Origin of the sequence: Gloeotrichia echinulata CP02, assembly GCA_038087035.1 — a bacterium.
Classification (GTDB): Bacteria; Cyanobacteriota; Cyanobacteriia; order Cyanobacteriales; family Nostocaceae; genus Gloeotrichia; species Gloeotrichia echinulata.
On sequence record CP051187.1, the window covers coordinates 497,700 to 514,880 of the forward strand.

The 17,181-nt window shown below is 42.7% G+C and carries 13 protein-coding genes and 1 pseudogene; 5 read left to right on the top strand and 9 right to left on the bottom strand.

Annotated elements, in window-relative coordinates; translation table 11 throughout:
• Nucleotides 1-75: 75 nt before the first annotated feature.
• The 7 genes and pseudogenes from HEQ19_02200 to tsaB form a co-directional block, all read right to left on the bottom strand.
• Nucleotides 76-1,224, bottom strand: a complete 1,149-nt coding sequence (locus HEQ19_02200) for a transposase (protein WYL98508.1) — start codon at nucleotides 1,222-1,224, stop codon at nucleotides 76-78.
• A 499-nt stretch (nucleotides 1,225-1,723) separates the two neighbouring features.
• Nucleotides 1,724-1,930: a glycogen debranching protein gene (locus HEQ19_02205; GenBank protein WYL98509.1), complete on the bottom strand. Its 207-nt coding sequence runs from the start codon at nucleotides 1,928-1,930 to the stop codon at nucleotides 1,724-1,726.
• Between the two features lie 128 nt (nucleotides 1,931-2,058).
• Nucleotides 2,059-2,403, bottom strand: a complete 345-nt coding sequence (locus HEQ19_02210) for a DUF5615 family PIN-like protein (GenBank protein WYL98510.1) — start codon at nucleotides 2,401-2,403, stop codon at nucleotides 2,059-2,061.
• A gap of 3 nt (nucleotides 2,404-2,406) precedes the next feature.
• Nucleotides 2,407-2,728: pseudogene (locus tag HEQ19_02215) on the bottom strand (DUF433 domain-containing protein).
• A 141-nt stretch (nucleotides 2,729-2,869) separates the two neighbouring features.
• Nucleotides 2,870-3,280, bottom strand: coding sequence for a biopolymer transporter ExbD (locus HEQ19_02220; protein WYL98511.1), 411 nt, complete (start codon nucleotides 3,278-3,280; stop codon nucleotides 2,870-2,872).
• Nucleotides 3,264-3,917, bottom strand: coding sequence for a MotA/TolQ/ExbB proton channel family protein (locus HEQ19_02225; GenBank protein WYL98512.1), 654 nt, complete (start codon nucleotides 3,915-3,917; stop codon nucleotides 3,264-3,266). Before HEQ19_02225 ends, HEQ19_02220 begins: the two co-directional genes overlap by 17 nt.
• Nucleotides 3,918-4,334: 417 nt before the next feature.
• Entirely contained in the window at nucleotides 4,335-5,000 is a 666-nt protein-coding gene (gene tsaB, locus HEQ19_02230; GenBank protein ID WYL98513.1) for a tRNA (adenosine(37)-N6)-threonylcarbamoyltransferase complex dimerization subunit type 1 TsaB, read from the bottom strand.
• A 243-nt stretch (nucleotides 5,001-5,243) separates the two neighbouring features.
• Between tsaB and HEQ19_02235 the strand changes: the two genes are divergently transcribed.
• A complete protein-coding gene (locus tag HEQ19_02235; protein ID WYM03215.2) occupies nucleotides 5,244-5,732 on the top strand; it encodes a hypothetical protein in 489 nt (162 codons plus the stop codon).
• A gap of 125 nt (nucleotides 5,733-5,857) precedes the next feature.
• Nucleotides 5,858-6,436 (top strand): CBS domain-containing protein, encoded by a 579-nt coding sequence (locus HEQ19_02240; GenBank protein ID WYL98514.1) that lies wholly within the window; start codon nucleotides 5,858-5,860, stop codon nucleotides 6,434-6,436.
• A 265-nt stretch (nucleotides 6,437-6,701) separates the two neighbouring features.
• On the opposite strand, the gene HEQ19_02245 is transcribed toward HEQ19_02240, so the two are convergent.
• Nucleotides 6,702-6,950, bottom strand: coding sequence for a Ycf34 family protein (locus tag HEQ19_02245; GenBank protein ID WYL98515.1), 249 nt, complete (start codon nucleotides 6,948-6,950; stop codon nucleotides 6,702-6,704).
• 254 nt (nucleotides 6,951-7,204) lie between these two features.
• Here HEQ19_02245 and HEQ19_02250 point away from each other — a divergent pair, with 254 nt between their 5' ends.
• On the top strand, nucleotides 7,205-8,470 hold the full coding sequence (locus tag HEQ19_02250; protein ID WYL98516.1) for a CCA tRNA nucleotidyltransferase: 1,266 nt from the start codon (nucleotides 7,205-7,207) through the stop codon (nucleotides 8,468-8,470).
• Nucleotides 8,471-9,476: 1,006 nt separating this feature from the next.
• On the opposite strand, the gene HEQ19_02255 is transcribed toward HEQ19_02250, so the two are convergent.
• Nucleotides 9,477-14,906, bottom strand: coding sequence for a translocation/assembly module TamB domain-containing protein (locus HEQ19_02255; protein WYL98517.1), 5,430 nt, complete (start codon nucleotides 14,904-14,906; stop codon nucleotides 9,477-9,479).
• Between the two features lie 411 nt (nucleotides 14,907-15,317).
• On the opposite strand from HEQ19_02255, the gene HEQ19_02260 reads away from it, so the two are divergent.
• Nucleotides 15,318-15,746, top strand: a complete 429-nt coding sequence (locus tag HEQ19_02260) for a DUF3110 domain-containing protein (protein ID WYL98518.1) — start codon at nucleotides 15,318-15,320, stop codon at nucleotides 15,744-15,746.
• A 198-nt stretch (nucleotides 15,747-15,944) separates the two neighbouring features.
• Complete coding sequence (gene murQ, locus HEQ19_02265) at nucleotides 15,945-16,865, top strand: N-acetylmuramic acid 6-phosphate etherase (GenBank protein ID WYL98519.1); 921 nt, start codon at nucleotides 15,945-15,947, stop codon at nucleotides 16,863-16,865.
• Nucleotides 16,866-17,181 lie beyond the last annotated feature (316 nt).

The window sequence follows — 17,181 nt, forward strand, 5'->3', positions numbered from 1 at the left end:
TTTTAATCCTTGGTATCGATGATAACTCTGAATAGTTCAGAAATATCATCAAGATTCTTTGACATACTCCCCGCCCTAAAAGGGCGGAGATTCTGGAGTCAAACAGCAATTGCTGGCTCTTGCCAGTCTAACATCACCTAACCCAATGGTTGATGCCCCAACCATTTGAATATTTCTCGCGGCGTTTTCATCACGTCCATTAATTGATTGACAAGATGGACAACGCCACTGTCTTATGGATAAATCTAGATTCTCTAAAATATGCCCACAATGAGAACAAGTTTTACTAGATGGATACCATTGATCTATATAAACAAGTTGTTTGTTTTTCTTTTTAGTTACCCATGACAATATTTGGAGAAATTCTCCAAAAGCCACGTCTGATATTTTTCTACCCCAAAGACGTTGCATACCTTTGAGGTTTAGGGTTTCAAAACATAAAACATCAAACTTGTCTGTCAATTCATGAGCTAATTTCCAGAACCAATCACGTCGGCGGTTACAAACATTTTCATGTTGACGAACTAAATTTTTTCTAGCTCTTTCACGATTATTTGACCGTTTTACCTTTTTGGAGTGGTTTTTACTAGCTTTCTTAATAGCATTCAGAGATTGCTTGAGAAATTGTGGAGAATCAATTAAAGTTCCATCAGAGCAAGTTAGAAATGTCTTCAATCCGAAATCAAACCCCGCTATTTTACCAGTCGTTGATTTAATTTCTGGTTCTAACTCATTATCAACTACAATCACCATAAATAACTCACCTAGTGCAGTGCGTTTAATGGTTAATGTTTTGATTTTGCCCTCTACCTCTCTAGATTTCCAAAATTGATAAACTCGATTGGCAATTTTAATTCTATTCCCACTTAAAAGTTTATAACCTGCTTGTTTAAGAGTGAATGATTTGTATTTTTTAACCTTTTTAAAATTCGGTGGTCTGACTCCTTTCTTATTATGTTTAAAAAATAATTGGTAGGCTTTCTCTATGCGTTGACAGATATCTTGCACTGCTTGAGAACCTATTGATTGCCAAAATTGATGCCGGTTTCTTAATTTGGCAATATGAGACTGGAGTTTTGCACAGTTTAAGTGTTTGCCCCACATGCGATAGTACCGTTTATGTAGAGCAATACAATGGTTATAGATCACCCCGGCGGCGTTGATCATCCGTTTCAGGTGTCTATTCCTTTTGTGTTCGTACAGCTTAAACTTTAGTGTAATCATGGCAATATTATATCAAAGTCGCCCTTCTAGGGCGAGGCTTTAAACCCATTTCTTTGGTAATAAGTTTGGTTTGTTTGTAAAAGTTGTGAATGTTTGTTAAATTTTAATCTAATTTTTAGGTTTTATTAACCTATTCTGATAATTTTAGGGTGCGTCAGACTGAAAATATTGAAAACGACATCAGTTGTCCTTACTCAGACTCAATTGAAAACAACTCAGTTGTCCTTACTCAGACGCACCCGAAAAATTATCAAGTCTAGGCGTAGGGTGCGTCAGAGCGAAAATATTGAAAACAACATCAGTTGTCCTTGCTCAGACGCACCCGAAAAATTATCAGGCCTAGGCGTAGGGTGCGTCAGAGCGAAAATATTGAAAACAACATCAGTTGTCCTTACTCAGACGCACCCGAAAAATACGAAACGTAAATATTCCCCAAACCCTTACCAATGAGAAAGGAGAAATGACGACGAAAGCCAGTAAGCTTCAATAGACGACCGACTTAATCAAGTTTTAAAGCATTAACGGGAACTTCATCCCAAGAATCGACTATTCGTAATCGGGCTATCCAACCTGATCTCTTTTGGTTCTCACTCAAATTTTTCTCAAAGGATTGATGACAGTCGTTAGCTTGAGACTCATTACAACAAGCAATACAAGCATGAATCATACCAGACGGATCAATTTGCTCGTTTACCCAAATAGTCATGACTTATCCTCTCGATAACTGTAGCTAAAAAAGCGATGGTCATTTTAGAATACTATATTTGATATCCTAATTTTGCGTAGATGAACTTTAACCACAAGCTTGCCTTTTGAAGATTGAATTGTTTTTCGCTACCTACTTGTAGGGCGTACAACACGAATTAACTTACCTGTCAATGGTTCTTCTGGATTAATTGCTTCATTAATTCGAGTTGCCATTCGAGACCTATCAGTATCATTTGTACAAACAATAATACTTAAATGTTCGGGTGAACTTTTATGAAGTTTGATAAAATCTTGACGATTTAGTGTTATGACAGTCCGATTATCGCTGATTGCAAAGGCTAATACCTCGTCATCGGGAATACCTAAATTTGCCTTACCAGCTTCCTGTACAGTTAAAACATTGTGTCCCATTGTTCGTAACAGTTCACTCACTTTCCGTGGGAACATTTCATCCGCATATAAACGCGCCATGATTTAAGCAGCCTCATTAGCACGAATAGCAGCTTCAATTTCTTCAGGATAAGCATCATATCCAAGCATTAACTAAATCAGCTGCGCTAATATGAGGATAATCTTGTAAAAGTTGGACTTCAGTAATTCCCAGGCGACATGCTTCAACTAATAGCCAAATCGCAATACGAGTTCCCGCAATGCAAGCTTCTCCACCACAAACACCGGGTGTTTTAGTGATACCTTTTGCTCCAATGTTGATAGTTTTAGTTAGGCTTTGGAGAATTGCGGCTTTTTCTGTTGGCAGTAATGCTAGGATTTGATTTTCTAGTTCTTGGAGAGTCATAGAGTAACTAGCTCAATTTGGATTGTATTGTATTTATTTATATTTTAGGGGCTATTTCATGGTACAATTATAGGTTTTATGGACAAGGGCTGGATGTCCAGCCCACAAGATGGAATAATTGATTTCTTGGTAATCCCTTAGTTATGGTTTTTGGGTGGCGATCGCTAATTTTGCTCCCTGTACTTGACGTAAGCGGTCCATAACTGCTACCACCTGACCATGATTAACTCGCTCATCGGCGTTAATAATCACTAACCCCTCAGCGTTGGCGCCAATCAATCCACGTACTTGATTCGCCAAACCATCGAGGGGAACTGGTTTACGGTTTAAGCTGATGTTTCCTGTGGCGTCTACCGTGACGGTAATTGGCTCAGTTGATCTTTGTTGTTGTTGTTGTGCTGACGCAGCTTTGGGTAAATTAACAGGTAAACCTTCTGAGCGAGTTAAATACAAGGTTGACATAATAAAAAAGGTCAAAATCGCAAAGATGACATCAATCATCGGGACGATATTAATTTGAGCGGGAATATCTGGTTCATCTGGTAGGCGCATAGGATTTATCCCCCCTTTCATAACGACGACGGTAGAGTAATTCTAACTGTCCACCATATTCTTGAATCCAGGCTATTTGACGCTGATAAAGTCCCCGAAAGCTATTAGCAAAAAATAGGGTAAAAATAGCTACGACTAATCCTGATGCTGTAGATACCAAAGCTTCACTAATCCCAGATGTCACCCCTGCAGTTTTACTACCTCCCACATCACCAATATTCAAAGACGCAAAGGAGGTAATTAATCCTAAGACAGTACCCAACAGACCTAATAGGGGTGCTAGACCGATGATGGTGTCGAAAATATTTTGGAAGCGTTTGAGCAATGGAATTTCAGCTTGGGCTTCGCTTTCTAATGCCAAGCGAAATTCTTCTGGTGTTGCTTCTTCTAATTCTAAGGCAGCGAGAAAAATCCTAGCCATTGGTAAATCAGTATTTTTTTGTAATTTATCCAAAGCGCCAACTACATTATCGAGGCGATAAAGCTGTAACACTTCTCGCACCACGCGATTTTGTCGATTATTTATTTTTACCCAAAATGTAATCCGTTCAATAATCAACGCCACAGCCAACACCGAAAATCCCAGCAATGGCCACATGACCAGGCCACCGGCCGTAAATAAATTACTAATTTCCATCTACTGTTTAATAACTCCTCAACAATGCTAGGTTAACAGATTGTTGTTTTGGCAAAGCTAATCTAAATTCTCCAAGAGATTACTGTGAGTCAATATATAAGTCAATCTGTGACGACAAGTCAAAGTCAAGAATCTCACAAAAAATTATTCTCTGCTACCGGCGAAAAAAGTTGGAGGTAGGGGATACAAAAAAGAAAAAAGTAGGAGTCTCCCCCCCTACTTTCCTACTAGCGTGCCAGTATTTTGTGATAATTTATACTTGTGTATGAGTTTCAAGCAATATTTTTGTGCTTTTCAATGATATAGTAATCATATTTGATTTCTGAAAAAATATCAGTATCTGTAGGCTAGGCAATGCCCACCCTACGTATATTTCAAAAATCAAATATTAGTCCTGTAAATGAGCATTATGCACATTTAAACCGGATGTTGTCCATAATAAGGTAAAGCCTCTGACCAATGAGGACGCTTACCTTGTTGCCAATCCAGATGAGCTAATTCCAAAATACTTGTTACTGTCGCGGCTAATCCTGATTTGGCTTCAATTAGCTGATAACTAGTCTGCCAATTAGCTAAAGTTTCTTGCCATGCTTCTGGTGTGAATACTGTATCTGGCAATAAAGCGGTTAGTCCAGACCCATCAGGGGTAGGTTGATAAATCGCAGCAAAAACCTGACCCCGTTGAGCTGGCATTTCCACCGCAATTACATTATTCATAGTAGAGTCTTTGTTCTCAATTCTCAGTTTTTGCGTCCAAGCTACCGCCCCCATTGTAGAAACAGCAAATACAGGAATATCTAACTGTTGCCCTAAAGTGCGCGCGAGAACAACCCCAATGCGATTCCCCGTAAAACCGCCAGGCCCTTTAGCTACCGCCAGAAATGCCAAATCTGACCAGGTTTGCGGTTGGATAAATTCAATTAAGTATTGATGTATTTGGCTCGATAAATCACGCCCCAAATTCCAAACGTTACTGCGAGTTTCGCCAGCAAAGTTACTAATTGCCAAACCCAATTCTGGAGTGGTGGTGTGCAGTGCCAAAGCAAATTTTGTTGCTTCCAGATTTTTTAGTCTAGTTGTCAAAGTTATTTCCAGTCTATATCTTAACAAGCGGCAAGCGTCAACGAGAAAAATTGCTGATGCACATGTAGTATAGTAGATTTTTGTCTATTCACATCTTGCACCACTTATTAAATAATGTAATCTTTGTAGGGTTGGTATTGCGAAACGATGGCGAAAATACTGCTTTCGAGACCGGTAGACATTACCCACTTTACAATGATTGCAATTGGTGCAAGATATTAGTGTATCAAATAAGTTCCCGTCATGAAAAAAAACTTCATCAGATTATTAGTCAGCGGAGTAGTTGTCAGTTTAGGAATGTCGCCATTGTTAGCTCAAGCACAACAGCAGGTGTCTGACGCCCAAGTTGGGGCTTTGGTAGAAGCATTGCGATTGGCTGCACCTAAAACTAATGTGGTCAACGATGGATTGTACAGTGAATGGCAGGTCAAACCAGAAACTCTCAAAGGCTGGTCAAAATTTTGTTTAAAGAAAGAACTCACACCAGCGCAGTTTGAAAACAACCCCGCGACAGCACGCCAAGTGGTATCCTGCATTACGCGCCGCGAGTTAAACAAGCAGTATAGTGCCAACAAAAATAATGAAATTGCGGCTGTGCGTGGGGTAGGTTGTTGGTGGATGACTGGCAGTTATACAGGCTGCAATAGTGGTTTCACTGCTACTTATATCCAAAAAGTTGTTAAATTTTACCAGCAACAACGTTCTCAACCCCCTTCAAGTCCGCGACCTTAAAGCGGTTATTACAGTGATTTTCAGGTAAATAAAAAACTCCATCCCCTTGCTAACGCTGCGCTATCGCAAGGGGATGGATAAACCGCCGACTGCCAATAAAATCCTATATTTAGGACTGTATCAATATGGATATTCCTCGATTCCAGTTTATTGATAAATTTTATCAACAATTATTACTGATAGTTAAACCAAACACCTCAGTTATTGATGTCATGCATCAGATGAATCAAACCCAGGCTAGTTGTGCGCTGGTTGTAGAGCAGCAACAATTAGTTGGGATTTTCACCCAAAGGGATGTGGTGCGGGGGATGTGTAATATCAAGCATTTACATGGCTATACTCAGCATACCACATTTGAGGAAATAACAATTGCTGAATTTATGAACCAACCGGTAATCACCTTGAGCGAGAGGGAAGCAGAGGATCTCGCTACTGTTATAGAGCGATTTCAGCAGTACCGCATTCATCACTTACCCGTGATTGACAATGGGGGACAGGTGCTAAGGGTGATCACGCCCCCTGAAGTGATTGAGAGGCTGTGTGAATCAATTTTGGATTTTGGATACTTCTCTACGAACGCGAGTGCGTGTCGCAGACAGAGGCTACGCCAACGACTTAAGAGCGGGACGCCGAAGGCTACGCTCAGTACAAGTTTTAGATTGACCCCATGCATGAATGCAGGGGCTTCAATTGAAATTTTTTGATACTTCTCTACGAACGCGAGTGCGTGTCGCAGACAGAGGCTACGCCAACGACTTAAGAGCGGGCGCCGAAGGCTACGCTCAGTACAAGTTTTGGATTTTAGATTTATTAAGCGAATAAATTCGGGGGCTTCAGACCAGTTTAGATTTTAAATTTTGAATCTTCAATTCCATTATTTAAAATCTAAAATCTAAAATTCGGTAAGCGTGGTCTATTGATTTTGACCAAGGCTGGGACATTCTACATCAAGCAAATATGATGTTCTGGTCAAGTTGGTACTAATTCACCTGGACGCAACTTTGACCACTTACCGGTTTCCCGCTGAAAGCTGAGACAACCGACCACATCCCATTCCATTTCAATCACATCTTCTTTGGTGCGGATGTTCACGTTGATCGAAGGTTCGTTGGGATCGAAATCTGGTGCTTCGGTCAAGTGAGGCTGTTGGTGCTGTGCTTCTACGGCATGGTAGGTTACACAGGTGTCTACATAGTGGCAGTTCACACAAATACACATAATAGAACCAACTCCAGAGGCCTTTATTATTAATGTAGCTTATGTTAACCTATAATCCAAAATCTATCATGACGAATGATATCATGTTGGGTTGATCGCTTATAAAATGTCATTGCAAGCGTAGCGAAGCAATCGCAAGGGACGGGATTGCTTCTGGAGCAGACGCTACGTGAACGCTTCTCTACGAGAGGCTACGCCAACGCTCGCAATGACAAGTATTTATCCGAACATGATATGAGGAATGACAACCGTTAATGGATTTTCCTGCAGTTTCTATCTTCGCGCCCGAAACTTGGCCTTTTAGCCTAGAATTATTGCCACAACCTGCTTACATGGTAGGTGGTGCGGTTCGAGATGCGATTCTCAACAGAAGGCGCCAATATGTGGATCTCGATTTTGTGATTCCATCCAATGCGGTGAAGATAGCTAGAGCAATTGCTCAACATTACAAAGCTGGTTTTGTCTTACTCGATGCGGAACGACAAATAGCCCGTGTGGTCTTTCCTCACGCTACTGTTGATATTGCCCAGCAGGAAGGCTCTAGTTTAGAAACTGACTTATATAGAAGAGATTTTACAGTCAATGCGATCGCCTATAATCCCCATACTCAAGAAATCATTGATCCTGTACAAGGCTATGCTGACTTACAACAGCGGCTTTTGCGAATGGTCTCACCTGCCAACCTCAAAGCCGATCCTTTACGATTATTGCGGGCTTATCGTCAAGCAGCACAACTAGATTTTACCATTGAGCCAGCTACCCAAGCAACTATTCGTGATTTGGCTTCACATATCTGTGAAGTCGCAGCTGAAAGAGTGCGTGTAGAAATTGGTTATTTGCTAGCCAGTCCCCAAGGTACTCCTTGGCTGAAAACTGCTCTCGAAGATGGTTTACTGGCGCCGTTGTTCCAAAACGCCACCAACGACAGCTGCAAAAAAATCGCTGCAGTTGATCAAGCTGCTTGCTTACTCCAAGAAACTTGGCAACAAATCGGGGAGCAACTGCAAACATCCGTCCGTGATACAGTTAAAACCACTTGGTTAGCTATTGCCAAACTTGCTTGTCTTGTTCATCCCAATCCCGAAGTAGCAGAAATAGAACTACAGAAATTAACCTATAGCCGTGCCGAGATTCGCTCTGTAACCACAGCCCTTAAACTGTTCCCGCTGGTTAAAAAACCTGATATGTCTATACGGGAACAGTTTTTTTTCTTTCAAGAAGCAGGATCTGCATTTTCTGCGATCGCAGCTTTGTCCTTAGCACATGATACCCTGGTAGAGGAGATTTGTGGCGATATGCTGCCTGGCAGCTACATACCCTTGATCTGCCGCTACCTAAACCCTGATGATCTGGTCGCTCATCCCACTCAGTTATTGAATGGGAGAGACCTTATCATAGCATTAAATATTTCCGCTTCGCCACTAGTCGGCAAAATATTGACCGAAATTGGTGTAGCACAAGCCGAGGCGAAAATTTCCACGACATCTGAGGCGATCGCTTTTGCGCGTCTGTTACTCTAGGCTGGTCATTGGTCATTAGACCTGCTAATATCAGGTTCGTCTAATTAGTTACGATAAAAACTTGGGAGCAAAAGATAGGACGATAAATCGCTAGACATTACAGACATAGCGGATATTTTTGGTCATGTCTAATTAGAACTTTTTGCTGTATTTGTGCTACAATGAATAAAGACGAGTAGCATGGCTCCGTCTTTTGACACAAGCAGACCATAGCTAAGAAAGTTATAAATTGCTTGCACGGGAAAGTCAGACATATGCCGTAGGCGAGTTGTTGTTGCGTTCTCGGTGTCGCAAACAAACAGATAAAAAGAGCCTTAAGTTTGCTTAAGGCAATGTGGGATACCACCTTCACTGACTTTGTTGGTGATGTTATACTTAGATGTTCAAGATATCTCTGATGTCAGAAAATGTCTCGGTTAAAAGTATCAGACTTCTTCCCTACGGGACGCACTCGCGTTTGCTCTTTCCCTACGGGACGCTGCGCGAACGCGGAGCGTCTACGTAGAGAATGCGTGAGCTTTTATAATAACTGTTTACCCGAACATGATATAACTCCCAACTCCTAACTCATTACTCATTACTCATTACTCCCAACTCCTAACTCATTACTCCCAACTCCTAACTCATTACTCCCAACTCCTAACTCATTACTCATTACTCATTACTCATTACTCATTACTCATTACTCATTACTCATTACTCATTACTCATTACTCATTACTCATTACTCATTACTCATTACTCATTACTCCTAACTCCTAACTCATTACTCATTACTCCTAACTCCTAACTCATTACTCATTACTCCCTACTCCTTACTCCTTACTCCTAACTCCTAACTCATTACTCATTACTCATTACTCATTACTCATTACTCATTACTCCTAACTCCTAACTCATTACTCCCTACTCCTTACTCATTACTCCTAACTCATTACTCATTACTCCCTACTCCTTACTCCTAACTCATTACTCATTACTCCCAACTCCCAACTCCTAACTCAGATCAAAACCGTCTTTCATACTCAATGACGGTACGACTGTCATCGAAGAAATTTGTGGAAGCACGAAGACGCACTCGGTCGTTAATCCGGTAATTGATACCCCATTGAAAGGGGTCATTGGCTGTTAAAATTTTGATGGTGGAAATCGAAAACTTGGTAGAAATATCCACCCCTGCCTCTAAAGCTAATTCTACAGTGGAATTGCTTCTGCCTGCTTCGGGTCTCTTTGAGAGGATGGTGGGAAATACCCGCAGTTCACTTAAGCCAAAGGCGTTACCAATCAGGTTAAAAGCGCCCTGAAAGTTGTTGAATACAGCAGAACCGGCAATATTAATTAGTCCCAAGGTGCTGTCACCACGTCCTTGGGTATCGACAAACCCACCTCCTAAAAGTGCGACGATTTCTGTTTCGCTGCGTGATGGAGAGCTGGTTAATTGGAGATTTTCGTTGATTTTGCTGGCTGGACCGTTGATACTAGCTTCGACGCGAATGGTCTCTAAGGCTGCTAATCCTCCTGTGGAATTTAGTTTATTGATGTCATTGGTCTGGATTCCGTCGAGTACCTTAGCAAATAGCCGAATATCTAAATTTGGGTCACGGGGTTGATTTTTGTTAAAAGTTGCGGTTTGTTGATAGCCACGAGCTAGGTTAAATTGGGTAGTAAATAAGTTGACTCCACCACTTTCTAGCCTGATCGTACCATCGGGTGTTGGGTCACTCACCGCACCGTTGACCATGAGACTACCTTTGGCTTGGAACTTCAGAATTGGTGGACGGGTAATTTCGACATTGTTCCCTAACTCCAACTCTAAATCCTTAAATGTGGTGATGGAATTGCTGACTGCTATCTTATCAGTCAGGCTAAAACTGTTAGTTGCGGCCTTTTTAGTTGAAGCAGACTCTGCTAGCAATACCTGACCATCAAATAACTGTACCTTACCACCAATTCGTGGTTGTAGGGCTGAACCTGTAATTTGCAAATTACCGCTGGCGCCCCCTTGATACAGTCCCTTGAGATTCAACGTTAACTTATCGAGGTTGACGGTAAGGGGATTGTCAATTGTCGTATCCTGGGTGTCGGCGATGGGAATTTGTCCAGTGGCTTCTACTTTACCTTGGCTAAACTTACCCTGGAGATTTTCTACTGAGATCCGGTCAAAATCAAATGTTGCTTTACCTGTGACATCGGTCAGCTTTCCTGGCAAAGCAATGGCTGAAAATATGGCATTATTGAGAGTGGCAATGCCATTGACTATTGGGTTTTGCATCGTTCCCCGGATTTCGAGGTTGACTTCTCCTTTTCCCTGTTCATAGGCTACCTGATTAGTGAACAAGTTTAACAGGGTCAATCCTTCATCTTTGACTTTGACCTCTAGACTGATTTCATTATTTTCTGGTATCTTCGAGAGCAAGGGGATGTAACCGCGAAGGTTTACCGGTTCTGTACCCTTAACTACAACATTGCTATTAAAGCCCAAGCGTCCATTGTTATAGTCGAAACTGGCTGTAGCTGATTCTATTTTCTTCTGATTGATTGCACCGTCGTTGATTTGCAATACCCCTTTGGCTTGGGGATTGTCTTGGCTACCTGCTAAACCTGCTGTCGCGTTCAGATTACCGGTGACACCAACTGGTAGCTTGACAAAATTGTTCAATAGTTCTATTGGTAAATTATTGATCTCTAATGTAGCAGATTGGTCTTGACCACCAATATTACCTTTGAAGGCGAGGAGTTTTTGACCAGATTCGATTCGTAAAGGTCGCAACGTCAAAATGCTGTTTTCAAAGCTACCTTCGGCAATTATTCTATCAGCGCTATAAAAACGATTGAGTTGATTCTGTTCGTCCTGCTTCCCCCAACTCCAGTTTTGACCATTTAAATTAAACTGTAGCGCGAGTCCTTTGGGTGTGCTTGTATTTACACCAACTTCGCCGCTGAAGGTTCCTTTTAAGTCGGCTAACTCTGGTAGTGGATGTGCTTGAAGTCGCTGTTCTTGCTGTCGTGCAAAGAGGTCATCAACTTGAGAAAACCGTTCAATTTGAGTTAATAACGGCTGATTTGGCAATCCTTGTTGGTTAGTAGCCAAATCAGCCGCTTTCCCGTAAGTTGGTGTTGCCAAGCCATTGCGGACATCCTGGATTTCAAATAGCTGTAATGCTGTTAAAATATTTTGGATATTACCCTGATTGATGTTGAGTTTGCCCTGTACTTGGGGGACTTTGGTGGAAGTATTGACATTACCCACAAAGCCGTAGCGACTTTGGTCTATGACAAATTCGCTATTTGTAATTGTGGCTTTACCCTGGTTGTAGCCAAACTGAGCAATTAAACTATCGCCTGTGATGCGACCAATTCGCGGTTTAGCGATCGCAATATTTCCACTTGTGGCGAATGTCTGCTGATTAATCTGCAAATCTCCATTTAACAACCCAGCTAGCGGTGCATTACCCAAGCGGGTGTTAGCAGGTGGAGTCAAATTCAACACCTTTAAGGGAAAGTTTTCTAGTTTCAAGGACAAATTATCCCCTTGAGTTTGACCGGTAGCCAATGCTTGTTGCCACTTTACCAGGAAAGCATTGGGGCGATTTTTGGCATCGAGGTTAAAAGCCAGACGATCGCTTTTTCCGGCTACGTCTAGATTTACACCTCTTCCAGCCAATGACTGGATATTTCCACTTAACACAGACTCAAAAGCAAAGTCCTGTACTGCCAAATTCCGCAACCGCAGTTGACCTTGTATGTTTGGCAATGGTAACTTACCTGTGATTTTACCGTTAAAATCGGCTAATCCTGCCAGATTTACTGTATTAGGCAGCTTAAACGGTAACTGTTGGATGTTGTAATTTTGAGCTTGAACTTGCAGATTTAATTCGCTAATTTCTGGTATACCAGAGCTTTGAGCATTGACAGATATATCACCACTAGCAATTAAATCTGGGGAAGTTGCCCGTTCAACTAGCAGACGTTGACCATTCCAGGCGATCGCCGCTTTCATGGGTTGTTGAATAACAGAAATACCTTGAGACAATTGTACCTGACCGGTGGCACGCATATCAGCTAATTTTGTCGATTCCACAGTTCCTGCCACTTGCAGTTTACCACCGAACTGACCGCGCAACTGCTGATTTAACTGATTTAATTCTACACCTGCAGCATCAAAGTCGGCCTGATAGCGACCATTTGCCAGTTTAATATTTGAGGCTGTAATTGTCCCACCAGCAACATTCAATCGTGCAAGTCCTGTAGCTTGGATCGCTTGGGGTTTCAAAGACTCCACAGCACCCGCAACTTGGAAATCACCACCTAAGCGACCGTGAAACTGTCGAGGTACCTTTGCCAATTCTTGCACAGCCAGGTTATTTGCCCGGACTTGGGCTTGATATACACCATCAGCTAATTTAATATTGGCAGCGGTGACGCTACCACCAGCGACACTCAGACGAGCTTCACCAGTACCACTGAGAGTTTTCAGACTAAAATCTCTATTACCTGCGATTTGAAACGTCCCAGCCATTGGACCTGCCAAAGCCTGGGGAGAATTTGGGAATAACTGTCCTAAGTGTACACCATTGGCGACTAGTTGGGCTGCAAAGCTTTGGTCTTGCAGCTGGAGATCAGCAATTGCTATTCTACCCCCAGCAATTTGCACTCCTGCGCCTTCAGTGCGAATTTTCGCAACTTTAAATGGTGTTGTCGTCCCAGCAACGATAAAACGACCATTCAAATTTGCTCCTGCTAAAGAGACATTTTGCAGTTGATTTTGCTTGACAAAAGGTGCCAATTGTACACCAGAGGCTTGGGCGACAGCTTGCCAAGCTTGATTGACATAACTCCCAGATGCTTGGACAGTACCACCGCCGACATTGACAGCGACATTGCCAAAAGAGACACTGCGGTCTGGGGCGATCGCCATTTCACCACTGGCGGGGTAAGTTGCGCCGGGGGCTTGCCATTGCACCACCGTCTGCACCTGACTAGGAACTCCAGTTAATTGCCCTGTTGCTGAGACAGTACCGATTTTAAATGTGGGTGTGGCGTCATAAACTTTGGCGATCGCATCCCCTGGAACATTCTTTGCTGTAAAATTAAAATCCAGGCGGGGCGTCTGACTAAGTTTAATTGTCCCAGCCGCTGTCACCTCACCCCCTAATGTGCCTATGCCTTGAATATCTTTGAGGGTAATGAGGGAATTACTGGTAGATAACTCAAACTTACTACTAACAGTTTTCAAATCAACTTTATCAATCCGGGCAGGTTTGATGCTGGCAACTGTGCCGGAGAGAATCGGTTGAGTCAGCGAACCGGTAATCTGTAAGTCGGCTTTTACTTCCCCAGTTGCAGTCCAAGGCAGTTTCACCTTGAGAGTTTCTAACGCTGTGGGAACTGTTACCCGATTAATTCGCCCTGCCAACTTAAAACCAGTCTGGCTATCTATGATGCCCTTAGCCAATACAGGAATCTTACCATAATTGGTAGCAATATTCTCTAACTGGATGACCAAGCCCTGAAAATTGAGATTCCCTTGGGTATTGCTCAATAATTGTGGTACACGGGGAATTTGAAGTGTTACCCCTTGCGCTGTCGCGCTACCAAACAATAAAGCTGGCTGCTGGTTTACCAGTTTGATTTGTAAATCGCCATTGACTCTACCCGCCTGTAAATTTACTGGTAATTTAATCAGGCGGGTGATATGAGATGCTGGCAAATTTTGCGCTTTTAGCTGTAAATTCCAAGAGTTTGCCTGGATGCGCGTGTCTCCTTGAATAGAAATATTACCACCACTATCTCCCTGACCTGCCACGTCAAATTTAATTAGATGGTTATTTTCCAGGAGTTGCGCGACGCCCTTAAATTGGGAAAAAGTGATGGGGGGGTTAGGAGTGGGGAGTGGTTGTGAGGTTTTTGCGGAAAATGGTAATAAAGCCACCTTGGCATTACGAAACCGCAGATGATCCAAATCGGTTTTAATTGGACCATCTTTTCCTGGGGGGGCGATAGTAGTAGTCACCCAGCGTCCTTGATCATCCTGTTCAATGTAAATATCGGGATTGACTAAGGTAACATCTAGCTTTAATCGACGGTTCAAGATTAACCGTAACGGGTCAAAACCCACCTCCACAGCCTCCATTGTCACCCGGTCTGGATCTGTCGCTGTAGCGGGAATCGAAGACGCCGCAAACCTGATACCCGTCAAAGAAAATTGTGTGACTTCTCCCAATTTTACTGGACGGTTGAGTGTACTAGTAAGATTTCCTGCAGCTAACGGCGTTAACTCTTTTTGAATGAAAGTCCACAATCGCCAAGTAACACCGACAACTCCCAGCAGTAAAACTCCACCCAAGAAAATACCACCGCGACTCAAAATCATTAACCACAAACGCTTACGGGTGACTGGCTGGGAGTGATGATCTCGATTGCTAGAGTTAATCATTGGCTTTCACTGTTTACTTGACAAATGTATCTGGCACACTGTTAGTGGTAACTGGCACAATATTTACGCGGTCTTTTCCAGGATACGTCATTGATTTCGCTTTACCTGACGGTTGTTGTCATTGGTCATTGGTCTAACTGCTCACTCTTGACTCTTGACCCTTGACCCTTGACCCTTGACTCTTGACCCTTGACTCTTGACCCTTGACACTTGACCCTTGACCCTTGACCCTTGACCCTTGACTCTTGACTCTTGACCCTTGACTCTTGACTTTTTACCCAATTCCATATATATGCTCAATAATATTGGCATTGTCAGGAAAATTTGAATAAAGTGAAATTTGATGCTGTGACTTGGACAGAGACACAACCTAGAACTTTAATATGAATAGACCTGAGAAAAAAAGGACAGATGATTACACCCATGCGTGTTTTTGTGTTAATTTTTAATGCTCGCACCGAAAATGAGGGTATTCACTCAATTCGGGAGGGCAATCGTAATAAAATTCTGATGTTTGAGTCAGAAGACGACGCCACGCGCTATGCGCTAATGTTAGAAGCTCAAGATTTCCGCAGCCCGACCGTAGAGGCGATGGATGCTGAGGAAATCAAGGAATTTTGTGAAAGTGCGGGCTATCACTGGGAAATTGTCCCACAACAGAGCGATAAAGTGATCACTCCCCCAGAGCTGAACGTGGAACAAACCGACTGGCAAGCAAATGCCTCGAAGGAGGATACTAGTAAGGATACCTCCCAGCCGAACCAAGCAACCCCAGCCCCATCGGAATTGTCTAATTCTGAATTAGACAAGATTCGTCGCCAACTGGAAGGATTATTTTGACATACTCCCCGCCCTAAAAGGGCGGAGATTCTGGAGTCAAACAGCAATTGCTGGCTGGCGCCAGTCTAACATTACCTAATCCAATGGGTAATTTGTCATTAGTCATTAGTCATTAGTCATTAGTCATTAGTCACTGACAATTGACAAATGACAAATGACCGACAAGCGGCGGTATAAATGACATAGGACAAAGGACAAATGACAAATTTACAGGAACGCGGCTATCTTTTAACCGAGCAGGTAAATCCTAATAGTCTCAATTTAGACCAGCTTACTGCGTTGGAATTCGTAGAATTATTTAATAGCGAAGACCAAAAGGCAGTGGCGGCGGTAGCAGCGGCTAAAGTTCAGTTGGCAAAGGCAATTGATTATACAGCAGAAAAATTAGGTCACGGTGGACGCCTATTTTATGTGGGTGCGGGGACGAGTGGCAGATTAGGGGTATTAGATGCTGCTGAGTGTCCACCTACCTTTTGTACACCGCCAGAGTTGGTACAGGGGATTATTGCTGGTGGTGCTGGCGCACTGGTACGCAGTTCTGAGGATTTAGAAGACCGTGCCCAAGATGGGGAGGCGGCGATCGCCCAAAGACATATTACGCAATTAGATGTGGTAGTCGGCATTACCGCTGGTGGTACAACACCTTTTGTCCACGGCGCCCTCAACGCCGCTCGTCAACGGGGTGCCATCACTATTTTTATTGCTTGTGTACCGAGTGAACAGGTGAGCTTTGATGCTGATGTAGACATCCGCCTATTGACTGGACCTGAGGTGTTAGCTGGTTCCACTCGCCTCAAAGCTGGTACAGCCACTAAGCTAGCGTTAAATATCCTTTCCACTGGGGTGATGGTGAAGCTAGGTAAAGTTTACGGCAATCGCATGGTGGATGTTGCAGTCACAAACCAAAAGTTACGCGATCGCGCTTTACGAATTTTGCAAGACCTCACAGGCTTGAATCGAGAAACTGCTAGCGGATTGTTAGATCGTAGCGGTAAATGGGTCAAGTTAGCCCTATTAATGCACTGGACTGGTTTGGAAAAAGCTGCAGGCGATCAGCTTTTATCAGAACATAAAGGTGATCTTAGGGCTGCTGTTGCTAGTCACAATCGGGACAAGTGATTCATAAAATCTCTTTTTTCTTTCTGCGCTTTCTGTGTCTGGGCGACTAAGAAGTAATTAATATAACTACAGAGGCGCAGATAACACAGAGGTAAGCTGCGCCGTTTCTAGATTAATAGCAGTTAATTATTGTACCTCACTCGTACGCAAATGCGGATATTTTCCGAGCAATGTTCCGGATTTATACTGTTTGATTTGTATACTTAAATAGTACAAGCGGATTGCACGATGGAGTGATGAATATTTAAAACTTTTTAGACAGCATTGTGGATAAAATAAGCAATGCAAAAATATTGACCAGTGCATAAATAATTTG

Excerpts from the sequence above, each read along its gene's own strand:
- murQ (WYL98519.1), top strand. The coding sequence starts at position 15,945 with ATGACAAATTTACAGGAACGCGGCTATCTTTTAACCGAGCAGGTAAAT.
- HEQ19_02250 (WYL98516.1), top strand. The coding sequence starts at position 7,205 with ATGGATTTTCCTGCAGTTTCTATCTTCGCGCCCGAAACTTGGCCTTTT.
- HEQ19_02220 (WYL98511.1), bottom strand. The coding sequence starts at position 3,280 with ATGCGCCTACCAGATGAACCAGATATTCCCGCTCAAATTAATATCGTC.
- HEQ19_02205 (WYL98509.1), bottom strand. The coding sequence starts at position 1,930 with ATGACTATTTGGGTAAACGAGCAAATTGATCCGTCTGGTATGATTCAT.
- HEQ19_02235 (WYM03215.2), top strand. The coding sequence starts at position 5,244 with ATGAAAAAAAACTTCATCAGATTATTAGTCAGCGGAGTAGTTGTCAGT.
- HEQ19_02255 (WYL98517.1), bottom strand. The coding sequence starts at position 14,906 with ATGATTAACTCTAGCAATCGAGATCATCACTCCCAGCCAGTCACCCGT.
- HEQ19_02240 (WYL98514.1), top strand. The coding sequence starts at position 5,858 with ATGGATATTCCTCGATTCCAGTTTATTGATAAATTTTATCAACAATTA.
- HEQ19_02245 (WYL98515.1), bottom strand. The coding sequence starts at position 6,950 with ATGTGTATTTGTGTGAACTGCCACTATGTAGACACCTGTGTAACCTAC.
- HEQ19_02200 (WYL98508.1), bottom strand. The coding sequence starts at position 1,224 with ATGATTACACTAAAGTTTAAGCTGTACGAACACAAAAGGAATAGACAC.
- HEQ19_02225 (WYL98512.1), bottom strand. The coding sequence starts at position 3,917 with ATGGAAATTAGTAATTTATTTACGGCCGGTGGCCTGGTCATGTGGCCA.
- HEQ19_02260 (WYL98518.1), top strand. The coding sequence starts at position 15,318 with ATGATTACACCCATGCGTGTTTTTGTGTTAATTTTTAATGCTCGCACC.
- HEQ19_02210 (WYL98510.1), bottom strand. The coding sequence starts at position 2,403 with ATGGCGCGTTTATATGCGGATGAAATGTTCCCACGGAAAGTGAGTGAA.